Origin of the sequence: Bacillus sp. J14TS2, assembly GCF_018333015.1 — a bacterium.
GTDB lineage: Bacteria > Bacillota > Bacilli > Bacillales > Bacillaceae_C > Lederbergia.
Genome location: NZ_BORE01000031.1, coordinates 1 through 11931, shown reverse-complemented (window position 1 = coordinate 11931; position 11931 = coordinate 1). Strand labels below are relative to the sequence as shown.

The following is an 11931-nucleotide window of genomic DNA, read 5'->3' as shown; positions in this document are numbered from 1 at the left end:
TTAGCCCCTCCTTTCTTTCTCATCCCACACTGAATCCATGTAATGGAACGTCACTTGCTCTAGCCAAGCTTCTTCCTCTTTTGTTAATGGCGTAGGAACAAGGCGTTCTACCTCTTGGATATAAGCTGCAAAGCGCGCTTCATTTACCGCATCATCTAAATCCAGAAAGAACATTTCAGCCAACTCTTCAAAAGAGTCCATATCAAATAATTCTAAGGTCAACTGGTAAAAGTCATCCAGCATTTGTTTCACTTCTGGATGGTCTACTGGCTTGCCTAAAAGACGTCTAACCTGTTTGAAAAATGTTAACAAACCAATCTCCCAGTTCAATTTATCTTGTGCGGTTGCTGGGAACATTTTCTGTATAGCTTCCTCTTTTATAATCTCTTTAGAAAGTTCTTGCTGTTTTTTCTCTGTTTGCATACTTGCTAGTAAACTAACAAGCATCGCATGGTCGACTTCCTTTTCATTTTCTAGAACGTAAACTGTTCGCTGAATTGTTTCTAAAGCAATTTCAATTTGTTCCTTATCCTTTTTTAACTTCGATTCCTGTAGCTTTAATGTATCAATAAAGCCTAAATCAAAGGTTGTAGAGTGCATATATTCTTTTATATCTTCTAGAGTCATCCCTAGAAATTTCAATGTCATAATTTTATGCAATTGAATTGTCTCTTCTTTTTCATAAACACGATGACCTGTATTCGTATCTCGTTTTGGCTTTAATATATTTTTCTCGTCATAATAATGCAAAGTTCGTACAGATACACCTGTATAGGCTGCGAATTCACTAACGGAAAAGGTTTCTTTGACCATAGGGGTTAAACTCCTCTCAACTTGTTAGCTTCATCTTATCTTATCACGCAACGTGAGGGGCAAGGGTTTTTTGAAATTCACTACCTTCAATCTCAATTTATCCCACTTTAACTGCACTCCAAGAATTCGCGGGAAGTGGGGGCAACAACCAGTAAAAGCCCAATTTGTTCTTGTTAAGGAAACTATAAAATTGTCGGCTTGTGGATAACTAGATGGATGTCGTGGTTGACATCCAGCTCCAGCGCCTAGCCCCTCGAGGTCAAATAACCCTGAACCAAGGAAGGGAAAAAGCCCCTTCCTTGGTTCAGGAACATTTGCTTGTCGGAGGCCAACAGGATGGTGGTCAGAAAGGCGTTGCGACGTACAGGAAGTACTAGTGCAGACGAAGCGACAGGACGTCGCGTTTGAGTCTGCCGCCAGGACGGCGCGAATTTAGCCTTTGAGCTTCTCGAATCAGTGAAAGATGAAGGGAAATCTCCACTGATTGAAGTTTAATTTTAAAAAGTTTATCTCTACCCCTATGCCTTTTGGTATGAATCTGCTATGATGATATACAAATAAAAACTTACATGCGATGATAAGGAATAGTACCTGTCGGCTGACTTTCAGAAAGTTGCTGGTTGATGTGAAGCAATAGTAAGAAAACAGGGAACTCGCCTTCGAGCAGGCTTAGTCAAATCAGTAAGAATGGAATGAGAGTAGCTAAGAACGGAAACTCACCGTTAAATGGGAAAGGATATAAGGCAAGGATGCCTGTATCTGGTTAAGTGCATGATAATGTCTATTATCATGAAATCGGGGTGGTACCGCGTAAGATCAGTCTTTCGTCTCCAAAGCAAATTGCTGGAGAAGAGGGGCTTTTTTTATATTCAATTTTAGGGAGGAATTGACCATGTTTGATCATCAAAAATACGAGAAAAAATATTATTTGCCTCCAACACTTTCTTATGATTGGGTAAAGAAAGAGACGGTAGAAAAAGCGCCGATATGGTGCAGTGTAGATTTAAGGGATGGAAACCAAGCCTTACCGATTCCGATGAATTTAGAAGAAAAGCTAGAGATGTTTCAGCTATTAGTTGAGATCGGATTTAAAGAAATTGAAGTCGCTTTTCCAGCTGCCTCCGACACGGAGTTTAACCTATTGAGGACTCTAATTGATAACAACATGATTCCGGATGATGTGACGATTATGGTCATTACACAGGCAAGAGAGCATATTATTCGCAGAACCTTTGAAGCCATTCAAGGTGTGCCTAAGGCCATTGTCCATCTCTATAACTCAACCTCAGAGGCACAACGTCGGCAAGTATTTAAGAAAACAAAAGAGGAAATTAAACAAATTGCTGTAAATGGTGCAATTTTAGTACAAGAGCTTGCCGAAGAAACAGAAGGCGATATTTATTTTCAATATAGTCCCGAAAGTTTTCCCGGAACAGAGGTCGAGTATGCGTTGGATATTTGTAATAGTGTACTAGATATTTGGAAACCGACACCAGAACATAAAGCAATCATTAATATTCCGACAACTGTTGAGAATGCGATGCCTCATATTTATGCAAGTCAAATTGAGTATATCCATAAAAACCTATCGTATCGAGACGGCGTTACATTGTCCATTCATCCGCATAATGATCGTGGATGCGGAGTTAGTGATGCAGAGTTTGGTGTTCTAGCAGGTGCAGAACGAGTAGAAGGAACGTTATTTGGTATTGGTGAACGTACTGGAAATGTCGATTTGATTACATTAGCGATGAATATGTATTCGCAAGGCTATGATCCTAAATTGAATTTTCACAACCTTGATGCGATTCGTAAAAAGTATGAAGGATTGACAAGAACGACGGTTCATGAAAGACAACCATATTCTGGAGATCTTGTTTTTACAGCATTTTCTGGATCGCATCAAGACGCGATATCGAAGGGCATGAAATATAGAAGAGAAAACAAGGTGGAGAAGTGGGATGTACCTTATATTCCGGTCGATCCAGCGGATTTAGGAAGAAATTACCAAACAGATGTCATTCGGATTAATAGTCAGTCAGGAAAAGGTGGAATTGGCTATATCCTTGAAAGTAATTATGGGATCAAATTACCTTATAAAATGAATGAAGAAATGGGATATTTGACTAAAAAAGTATCAGATGAAACCAACAAAGAGCTTGCTGCCGAAGAAATCTATCGCGTATTTATCGAGCACTATGTTGATTATGCTCCTTCATTTCAAATCGTTGACTATCAATTTAACAAAAATGGGGATCAGAAAGTAACGTTAACAATACTTAAAGATAATCAACAAATTGAGATCCATGGGAAAGGCACAGGCAGCTTAGATGCCGTAAGCAACGCACTCCAAGCATATTTGGGGATCGATTATAACCTAGAAGTATATGAGCAGCATTCGCTGGGCAAAAGTTCGGTCGCCGAGGCGTCAGCGCAGATTGGAATTTCACATCAAGGACGAATGTACTGGGGAGCTGGAATCAACCAAGATATTATGAAGGCATCCGTCCAAGCTTTAGCTGCAGCGGTAAATAAACTAGACAATATCAATTAAGCAAATATATGAATTCGTAAAGCTCCTCCTTTAAGACAGCATGCTTAAAGGGGGATTTTATATGCCGAGTTAATAATGTATTGACATTTGTTTACATACGAAATATAATCAAGGAAAATATGTTAGTTATAACTAACTAACATTGATCAAGGAGTAAAAAAGCAAAGAAAATAGGAGGTGTTCTTTTATGGAAGAAAAGAAGGTAAGTACCGCAGATCGTATTCTTCAAGCAGCGTTGCAATTGATGAAGGAAAAAGGCTTTAATTTAGTCACAATCAAAGAAATTGCAGATGCGGCAAACGTAAGTGAAATGACAGTGTTTCGTCATTTTGAAACGAAGAAAGGTGTCTTGGAGGCAGCGATTGAAAAAAATACAGTGATACCTAGCTTTAAGCAAACGTTTGAGAATAATATCGTATGGGATTTAGAACAGGATTTACGATTGATCGCAAATTTATATCTTGATGTAATGGAAAGCAATGAATCTATTTGTTTAATAGCGATTCAAGAGCGGTTTACAATGCCAGAGCTAATCGACTTAGTTGCTGATAATACAGAGCAGTTGAAGGTTTTTATAACCGATTATTTTATCAGGATGCAGGAAGATAACAAGATTATTAAAGTGGATTCCTATGTCCAAGCATCTACTTTTTTAGCTATGTTATTTAGTTTTTTCATCTCAACTGCTTTATGGGGGAAAAAGTTTATGAATGTAACGAAGGAAGATTTTCTTACCAATAGTGTTCAAACATTTTGCCATGGCATTAAAAAGTAAGGGAGGTGTCCTTTACTGGGCAACTTGCTAAGCTTATTCGTTGGCAAGTTGTCGGATTGTTCCAATATAATATGTTAGCATTAATATTCCTAGCTTAGGGGCGATCATCCAGTTATTGCGTTGGTACTATTTTGGTTAGTGCTTGCAGTTATAAAAAAGGTAAGGAAAATAGCAGATAACAGCCAACGCTTCCTATGGTAAAAATTTTATTATAAATGTTAGTTACTAATAACTAACAAAAAGAGGTGAGTAGTTTGAGATTAGTTATATTCGGAGCTACAGGTAAGACGGGTATTCAATTAGTGAAACAATTACTTATCGATGGGCATAAGGTAACTGCTATCGTACGGCAACCAGATCAATTAGAGTTAACAGATAAACATCTGGAGATCCAAAAGGGAGATGTTTTAAATCCTGCCACCCTACAAAACGTAATGGTTGGAAAAGATGCAGTCTTTTCAGTGCTTGGGGTGAACCATCGTAAGCCGACAACGGTCTATTCAGAAGGAATCGAAAATATAATGAAAGAAATGAAAAGGAACGATGTGAAACGACTTATATGTCTATCAGCCGAAACGCTTAAATCGAAGCAAGAAGCTTCAATTGGTGAACGAATCCTTCTAACGGTTCTATGGAAAATATTTTTCAATCTATATGATGACATGAAACGTATGGAGGAGAAGATTTATCAATCTGAACTTGATTGGACAATCGTTCGTCCGCCAAGATTAACAGATGGTTTACAAACTGGTAAGTACAAAATTGCCATAAATCAATCCATGCCTAAAGGTAAGGGGTATACATCACGTGCGAACCTAGCTGAATGTCTGGCATCGCAATTGAATAATCCCGATTCTTTACGCAGCATCATATATATTTCTAATTAGAAGCAAGGAATCAAAAAAGCATCTTGTCAAAACTTAGGCAAGATGCTTTTGAGTTATTATGCCACTTCAATATTTTATCAAAATGAGTACCATTCATCATAAACTAGGAACCATTCGCCTCGTTTTTCCCTCTATTCATCCTTAATCCAATGTAGATCATGCCTTAATCACTTATGCTAAAGTCATCAAGCGAAATAGGAGTGGTTTATGATGATGGAATGGTTTCAAAATTTATTACTTACATTAATTGAGGCAGATACGTGGGTACAATATTTAAGTGTATTCATTATGTCGATCGTACCTTTTTTTGAATCGTATGTAGCGATTCCGATTGGTATCGTCTTTGGTTTTCCTGCAATTCAGGTTGTAGTCATTGGTGCGTTAGGAAATTGGTTATCTGTAATGGCTTTTGTTTGGTTACTTTCCGGGATCCGTAAAAAAGCATCTAAGAAGAAACAGGACGAGAAAGAGAAAGAGAAACAAGGGAAGAGATGGCAACGTGCACAGAATTTGTTCAAAAAATATGGTGTAGCTGGTATTTCCTTTGCTGGCCCCATTCTTTGCTTTCATGTATGTGCAGCAGTTTCGATTGCATCTGGTGCTAAAAGGGGCTATGTCAGTTTATGGCAAACAATCGGGATTGCTACTTGGTCGATTGCGTTAGGTGTTGCATTTAATTACGGTGTGAATCTTTTAGAGTATCTGCCTAATCTCAACCCATTTTCATAAGAGAGGAGATTTTCGATTATGAAAAAATTGGTGCAATGCGTCATTCCCAACAAAATAATTCCCTGGGTAATGATCTTGCTAGCCATTATTCCAGCTTTGGTTATTTACGAGCCTATATCAGCTATTTTTACTATACTTCCAAGATTTGAAGCCCCTAGCTGGTTTACGCCAGTCGGGTTTATCAACATTGCTCTCATTACCGTTCTTGCGTTATCTGCAGAGGTAGAGGAAAATGATCAATGAAAGCACAGATGAGAAAAGTATGGAAAATGAGTATATTGCGTGTTCAAAAAGCATGATAAAATGGGCCAAAGTCTAAAAGCACTGCTATCAATCGCGAACTCCGACACGAGTACATCTTTTACATCGAAAAATTGCGTGTGTTGTGCTGACTTCCATGTTGCCCAGAGGACGTATCAGTGCTTAGTCGAAGATCTTTTATTTTTGCAGTGTCATTTTACCGTACTTTTTGAACATACTTTTAAAGGGGTATCATTATGGTTTTTTCTTTTAACCAATTAACAAAAATTGAACAGAATAACGTTTTATTGCCAGAACTGGATTTAACCGTTGATAAGGGGGATATAATCGCCATACAAACGGAAAATGAGTACATCCAACGACTGTTCGATCTATTGAATCATCCACATAGATTTAAAAAAGGAGCGGTTACCCTTCCAAAAGGCGGATTTCAAAATGTATATATTTTCCAACAAACAGACGGTTTATATAAACGACTTAATGTCAGGCAAATGTTGCGTTTTTGGAGTAAGCTATATCAATACAACGGGGATATAGAATGGATTGTGGATTTATGCGAGCTGCAATCTTACGTTTCTAAGAAGACAAAGGATTTAACACAGCCAGAGCAACGTCGATTGCAGTTCGCATTAGCGCTGATTCAGCCAGCTGCTGTATATATTTTTGAAGACCCTTCTCTTATGTTAGATCTTCAATCAAAGCAAGTTCTTCATAATTTGCTTGTACATTTAGCTAAAAATGGTGGGGCCGTTCTTCTTTTTACCCCTGCACTAGAAGAAGCGATCCGGCTTGGAAACATAGTCTATCGTTATTCAGAACGAGGGGTTCAAAAGGTGGAGGAAGATGGAGAAGACACCGAAGAGGAGCATGAAGAGGATGTAACAAGTACACAAGTTCAGTTTGAGAAAATCAGTGCAAAAGTAGAGGATAAAATCATCCTTTTTCATCCGTTGGAAATTGACTATATCGAAGTACGAAATGCACAAACCTTTCTATATGTTAATAACGAGGAATTTGTCTCATCAAATACAATTAAGACACTAGAAGCGCGCCTGTTGCCATTAGGTTTTTTCCGTTGCCATCGTTCCTATCTTGTCAATTTGCAGCGGGTTCGAGAAATTATTATTTGGAGCAAAAACAGTTATAGTCTTAGTCTGGATAACTCATCTAAAAGTAAGATTCCCTTATCCAAAGGCAACTATAGTAAACTGAAAGAATTAATTCAACTATGAACATAAGGAGGGGAACTCGTGCATAAGCATCATTGGAAAGCGATCCTATACAAAGATTTATGTGACTTACGCTGGAATGGTCAGATTCTCTTTAACCTGATTAGTGGGATTGTTTTTGTGTTCGTTTTTACATTGATTCCCTTACGACAAATACCAATATCGTTTATGATTGCGTTTATACTTGGCATGCTCACGATGATCATGCAAGGAAATATGATTGTGGAGGAGCATGAACAAAGGATGAAGCGAGGACTCATACAAGCAGGATTTTCAATAAGGGATATCGTGATTGAAAAAATGCTGATTACCTTTACGATTACATCGCTTGTGTTGATAGTCCTCTTCCTCTTTCATAGTGATCAGATCAGCTATAGCTTAAGTACCTTTTTGCTTGCTCTGCCAATGTTACTGATTATCCTTTTTATCGGAACTTTTATCGGCTTGAAAACGAAAAATACCATTGAAGTAAGCTTGCAAGGGATGCCGGTTATACTACTTTATTTCTTTGTCGAAGGTCTGCTCATGAATAGTGATCGAAGTACGATGAAGTGGCTTGCTATCTTTCCAAATTATCATCTACATTATGGGATTGAACAGATTAACCAGCAGCAACCTTTTCTCCATTTTCTTCTTGTACCATTACTATGGGTGGTGGTTGTCATCCTGTTATTTATTGTTTGGTTGAGAAAGAGAGAAACCTACTAAGTGTCGTTAGTTTCTATCTAATAAAGCAAATGGAGACAAATTATAGCTGGATATTGATTTTTCCCACTCAGTGATCCAAGTTAATGTTTGTAATGCACGGAGATTGTCTTTTTCTACTGGTTATGTCGAGGGAGTGCATTTAAATAACCACTCAGTAAATTTGAGAGGGATATATCTTTTATTCTTGGCAATAAAACCCCTTTTCAGGAATTCGATGAAGACAAGAATGTAAGTGGGGTACAACTCATTCAGTGGGAGAAGTGAGAAATCTCCCGCTGAAATGCAGCTTTACGGAAAGGGATAATGTAGTTTTTTTTATAACTTGACAAAAGAACCTTGAAGTTATATTATCATTTTATAAAATGATAATAATATGGAGGAAAATTCAATGAAAGGAAAAGCTGATTTACTTCTTCATCCAATACGAATGAGGATTGTTCAACAATTATTTTTAAACAAACCGCTGACTATTGCACAACTAGTCGAGATACTTGGAGATGTTCCGCAAGCTACGCTATATCGTCATATCAATCTTTTACTTGAAGCAAATTTAATTGAAGTAATTGAAACAAAAAAGGTGAAAGGAACAGAGGAGCGTAAATTCTCAGTCAAAATAGATAACTTGCAAATTCCTGGAGACGAAATTGAAGCGATCTCTCAGGAAGATCATATCCGGCATTTTTCAGTATTTCACGGTAATTTACTGCAATTAGTAACGTCTTATTTGGCGAATACATCCCCAGAACAGTATGAACAAGAAGGATTTAGCTATGCGTATGTACCTTTGCATCTGTCAGATGAGGAATTTAAGGAGCTTATCAATTCTGTTCAACAGGCAATTGAAAAGGTGGTCAACAACGAAGTAACACCTGAACGAACCACTCGAATTTTTGCTAGTATGTTTATTCCCCAATCACCAAAAGAGTAAGGAGGACTGTACATGCATTATGGTTATCATCTTGAAATTGATGAAATTGGCGCTTGGTTACCATTACTTTTGCCTATCTTAATTCTACATTTGATCTTATTTTCTGTGGCATTATGGGATTTATTAAAAACAGATCAACGTACGGATTATAAATGGCTATGGGGTGTTGTAATTATATTGGTTAACATCATCGGCCCCATTTTATATTTTATCTTAGGAAGGAGGCAACGCTCAGATGCATCTACTTCAAGTAAGTCAACTCCAAAAAAAGTACGGAAATCATGAAGTCGTTCGCAATATTGATTTTCATATTAATCAAGGAGAATGTGTGGCTCTTCTCGGTCCTAATGGAGCTGGAAAAACGACAATTATTAAAATGATTTTAGCTATTAACAAGCTTACAGGCGGGCAAATATTACTGAACGGAAAACGCCATGACCAAATGCGTGAATTTATTGGATATTTACCTCAACACCCCACTTTTTATCCATGGATGACGGGAAGGGAATTACTTACATTTATGGGGGGACTTTCAAATATAGAAAAGGAGATTTTGGAACAAAGAATCAACGAATTACTGGACCTGGTGGGATTGGATGAGGCAGAAAATCAGCTTATTGGCACCTATTCGGGTGGAATGAAGCAAAGATTAGGCATTGCACAGGCACTTATCCATCAACCTAAATTACTGATTATGGATGAACCGGTTTCTGCATTGGATCCATTAGGACGCAGGGATATATTAGAATTGCTTAAAGGGATCAAACAGAAATCGACGATTCTTTTTTCAACACATATTTTGCATGATGCTGAAGAGCTTTGCGATAAGATGCTTATTATAAACAAAGGGCAATTACTCGTGAATGGGTCTGTTAATCAAATTATTGAACAAACTCAAAAACCAATTTTTATCATTCAAACACCGCGATTAAGTGAGTGGACACATCAGCTTGTGAATGAAGATATTATTGAATCTATCGAGCTAACGGGAAGTACAGCCAAAGTGCGAGTTAAAAATATCGAGCAGGGAAGAGACTGGTTGTTAAGCAATATTTTAAAAGCGGATCTTCCGATTCAAAAGTTTGAATTGGTACAGGAAAGCTTGGAAGAAATCTTTTTAAGGATGGTGAAGACATCATGAACCGTTTCACAGTTCTGTTGCAGAAAGAATGGCTTGATGCAAAAAGAAGCTACAAACTATTATGGTTGCCCGTTGTTTTTGTGTTTTTGGGTATCCTGCAGCCTTTATCATCTTTCTATTTACCAGAAATTTTAAAAATGGCTGGTGGATTGCCTGATGGAATGACGATCACATTACCTGAGTTGACGGCTAGTGAAGTATTAGCTAGTGCCTTAACCGATCAATTTGACCAAATGGGCTTAATCGTGATTGTCATGGCGACAATGGGCATTATCGCAACAGATAAAAATAATGGCATGTTAGCGTTTATTCTGACGCGCAATACGACGCTTGTTGAATATTTGTTAAGTAAGTTAGTGGGGCATGCAGTTATAATTGCAGGATCCATCTTCCTAGGATTTCTGACAACAGTATTTTATACATCTTATTTATATCAAGCTGTTTCCGTGGCTAGGATTGTAGCAGGAGTAGGGGTTTATTATATTTGGTGCTTATTTATGTTGGCCTTTGTAATCGCAATAGGCGCTTTATTATCTAGAACATCGGCCATTGCATTGCTGTCTATTTTTGTTCTAATCTTTTTGAAGACTGTTACATTGTTAGGGGGAGGATTCCAAATCCTAAATCCGGCGTATTTATCAAATCAAGCTGTGAGTATCATAACATCAGGGAATGTGCTGCCCCATTTTTTCATCACAATAGCCGCTGCCGTATTACTTATTGTTTTTTGCTTATTATTTGCTACATCGTATTTATCAAGAAAGGAATTACCTTCTATGTAACTTCCTATTATGAGCAAACTAACATTTTGACTTTCAATCTAATAAGAATAAGACGAAACTTACCCAATAATGGGTATCCTATCAATTAATTCAGGGTAGACAAAGACTTCTATTATAAGGAGAGAACTATGGAGATCAGACTTTTAAATCCACTAGATTCTAAAAAATATCTTGATCTGAGGCTAGAGGCTTTACAGACCAACCCTGAAGCATTTGCTTCAAGCTATGAAGAGGAAAAGGATTCTGTTAAAAAATACGAAAGCAGGTTTCAGTCTCAAGATTCGCTAACTTTTGGAGCTTTTGAAAATGAAAAACTTATCGGAGTAGTGACTTTAGTTATAGAAAAGAATAAAAAATTAAAACATAGAGCGAATATATTTGCCATGTATGTTTCTCCTGAGAAGCGTGGTATAGGTGTTGGAAAGAATTTAATGCTAGAAGCTATTAAGATAGCAAAAGGATTAGAAGGTATTGAGCAGATTTATTTAACTGTGGTGACGAGTAATGATCAAGCAAAAAGACTTTATTCATCTTTGGGTTTTAAGAAATTCGGAGAAGATAAAAAGGCAATAAAATTAGGTAATAGATACTTCGATGAAGAGCTAATGGTTTTATTCCTTTAAAAGGGGGTAGATATATAATGATGCTTAAATTATTACGTAGGGAAATAATTAATAGTTTCATATACTCTGAAGTGGTAATAGAAGAAAGGTTTTCATTATATATTAATGACAATTCGATAAGTGAGGGGAGACAAAGTAGTAGAATGATTGTTTTTTTACGATAATATTTAAGAGGTTTTTCTCTAGGAATAAGATTGACCGCTAAGCCTTTGGGTGATAGTATATTTATATTGTCAACAAACAAAGTATTGATCTAGAATAATGTTTCTTTTAAAAAGGTGTTGACGATACTATTAAATGATGGTATATTAATAAAGTCGCTGATACGGCGATCGAGAATTTGACCTTTGAAAACTGAACGAAACGAACGTCATTAAATATTGGATAAATGGTTTTGAACCATTGCCAGCAATTGAGTAGGAAACAACACTTTTATGAGAGTTTGATCCTGGCTCAGGACGAACGCTGGCGGCGTGCCTAATACATGCAAGTCGAGCGGAT

13 protein-coding genes, 1 rRNA gene and 1 other annotated feature are annotated in these 11931 nt (G+C 37.3%); of the genes, 13 read left to right on the top strand and 1 reads right to left on the bottom strand.

Going from position 1 to position 11931, the window contains the following annotated elements; all coding sequences use genetic code 11:
* Positions 1 to 813, bottom strand: a complete 813-nt coding sequence (locus KI375_RS26265; protein ID WP_212976324.1) for a MerR family transcriptional regulator — start codon at positions 811 to 813, stop codon at positions 1 to 3.
* 565 nt (positions 814 to 1378) lie between these two features.
* Positions 1379 to 1648, top strand: a binding site (T-box leader).
* Positions 1649 to 1705: 57 nt separating this feature from the next.
* Here KI375_RS26265 and KI375_RS26260 point away from each other — a divergent pair.
* The 13 genes from KI375_RS26260 to KI375_RS26200 all read left to right on the top strand — a co-directional run.
* Entirely contained in the window at positions 1706 to 3367 is a 1662-nt protein-coding gene (locus tag KI375_RS26260) for a 2-isopropylmalate synthase (RefSeq protein ID WP_212976323.1), read from the top strand.
* A gap of 187 nt (positions 3368 to 3554) precedes the next feature.
* The gene (locus KI375_RS26255) at positions 3555 to 4142 is read left to right on the top strand and encodes a TetR/AcrR family transcriptional regulator (protein ID WP_212976322.1); all 588 of its coding nucleotides are present in this window, start codon (positions 3555 to 3557) and stop codon (positions 4140 to 4142) included.
* A gap of 254 nt (positions 4143 to 4396) precedes the next feature.
* Positions 4397 to 5029: an NAD(P)-dependent oxidoreductase gene (locus KI375_RS26250; RefSeq protein ID WP_212976321.1), complete on the top strand. Its 633-nt coding sequence runs from the start codon at positions 4397 to 4399 to the stop codon at positions 5027 to 5029.
* Between the two features lie 210 nt (positions 5030 to 5239).
* Entirely contained in the window at positions 5240 to 5758 is a 519-nt protein-coding gene (locus KI375_RS26245) for a small multi-drug export protein (RefSeq protein WP_244853101.1), read from the top strand.
* Between the two features lie 18 nt (positions 5759 to 5776).
* A complete protein-coding gene (locus KI375_RS26240; RefSeq protein ID WP_212976320.1) occupies positions 5777 to 6001 on the top strand; it encodes a hypothetical protein in 225 nt (74 codons plus the stop codon).
* Between the two features lie 254 nt (positions 6002 to 6255).
* Entirely contained in the window at positions 6256 to 7251 is a 996-nt protein-coding gene (locus KI375_RS26235) for a LytTR family transcriptional regulator DNA-binding domain-containing protein (protein WP_212976319.1), read from the top strand.
* A gap of 18 nt (positions 7252 to 7269) precedes the next feature.
* Complete coding sequence (locus KI375_RS26230) at positions 7270 to 7956, top strand: ABC transporter permease (RefSeq protein WP_212976318.1); 687 nt, start codon at positions 7270 to 7272, stop codon at positions 7954 to 7956.
* Positions 7957 to 8344: 388 nt separating this feature from the next.
* Positions 8345 to 8884: a helix-turn-helix domain-containing protein gene (locus KI375_RS26225; RefSeq protein WP_212976317.1), complete on the top strand. Its 540-nt coding sequence runs from the start codon at positions 8345 to 8347 to the stop codon at positions 8882 to 8884.
* A 12-nt stretch (positions 8885 to 8896) separates the two neighbouring features.
* On the top strand, positions 8897 to 9169 hold the full coding sequence (locus KI375_RS26220) for a PLD nuclease N-terminal domain-containing protein (protein ID WP_212976316.1): 273 nt from the start codon (positions 8897 to 8899) through the stop codon (positions 9167 to 9169).
* Positions 9120 to 10025 carry an ABC transporter ATP-binding protein gene (locus KI375_RS26215; protein ID WP_212976315.1) on the top strand — a complete coding sequence of 302 codons (906 nt, stop codon included), beginning with the start codon at positions 9120 to 9122 and terminating at the stop codon, positions 10023 to 10025. The genes KI375_RS26220 and KI375_RS26215 overlap by 50 nt, the downstream gene beginning before the upstream one ends.
* Entirely contained in the window at positions 10022 to 10807 is a 786-nt protein-coding gene (locus KI375_RS26210) for an ABC transporter permease (protein WP_212976314.1), read from the top strand. Before KI375_RS26215 ends, KI375_RS26210 begins: the two co-directional genes overlap by 4 nt.
* A 128-nt stretch (positions 10808 to 10935) precedes the next feature.
* Positions 10936 to 11430 carry a GNAT family N-acetyltransferase gene (locus KI375_RS26205; RefSeq protein ID WP_212976313.1) on the top strand — a complete coding sequence of 165 codons (495 nt, stop codon included), beginning with the start codon at positions 10936 to 10938 and terminating at the stop codon, positions 11428 to 11430.
* A 430-nt stretch (positions 11431 to 11860) separates the two neighbouring features.
* Positions 11861 to 11931: ribosomal RNA gene (locus KI375_RS26200) — 16S ribosomal RNA — on the top strand; the annotation flags it as partial.

What these genes read in the sequence shown, in the direction of transcription:
- KI375_RS26265 (WP_212976324.1), bottom strand. Translation starts at nt 813, where the DNA reads ATGGTCAAAGAAACCTTTTCCGTTAGTGAATTCGCAGCCTATACAGGT.
- KI375_RS26260 (WP_212976323.1), top strand. Translation starts at nt 1,706, where the DNA reads ATGTTTGATCATCAAAAATACGAGAAAAAATATTATTTGCCTCCAACA.
- KI375_RS26255 (WP_212976322.1), top strand. Translation starts at nt 3,555, where the DNA reads ATGGAAGAAAAGAAGGTAAGTACCGCAGATCGTATTCTTCAAGCAGCG.
- KI375_RS26245 (WP_244853101.1), top strand. Translation starts at nt 5,240, where the DNA reads ATGATGGAATGGTTTCAAAATTTATTACTTACATTAATTGAGGCAGAT.
- KI375_RS26240 (WP_212976320.1), top strand. Translation starts at nt 5,777, where the DNA reads ATGAAAAAATTGGTGCAATGCGTCATTCCCAACAAAATAATTCCCTGG.
- KI375_RS26235 (WP_212976319.1), top strand. Translation starts at nt 6,256, where the DNA reads ATGGTTTTTTCTTTTAACCAATTAACAAAAATTGAACAGAATAACGTT.
- KI375_RS26225 (WP_212976317.1), top strand. Translation starts at nt 8,345, where the DNA reads ATGAAAGGAAAAGCTGATTTACTTCTTCATCCAATACGAATGAGGATT.
- KI375_RS26220 (WP_212976316.1), top strand. Translation starts at nt 8,897, where the DNA reads ATGCATTATGGTTATCATCTTGAAATTGATGAAATTGGCGCTTGGTTA.
- KI375_RS26215 (WP_212976315.1), top strand. Translation starts at nt 9,120, where the DNA reads ATGCATCTACTTCAAGTAAGTCAACTCCAAAAAAAGTACGGAAATCAT.
- KI375_RS26210 (WP_212976314.1), top strand. Translation starts at nt 10,022, where the DNA reads ATGAACCGTTTCACAGTTCTGTTGCAGAAAGAATGGCTTGATGCAAAA.
- KI375_RS26205 (WP_212976313.1), top strand. Translation starts at nt 10,936, where the DNA reads ATGGAGATCAGACTTTTAAATCCACTAGATTCTAAAAAATATCTTGAT.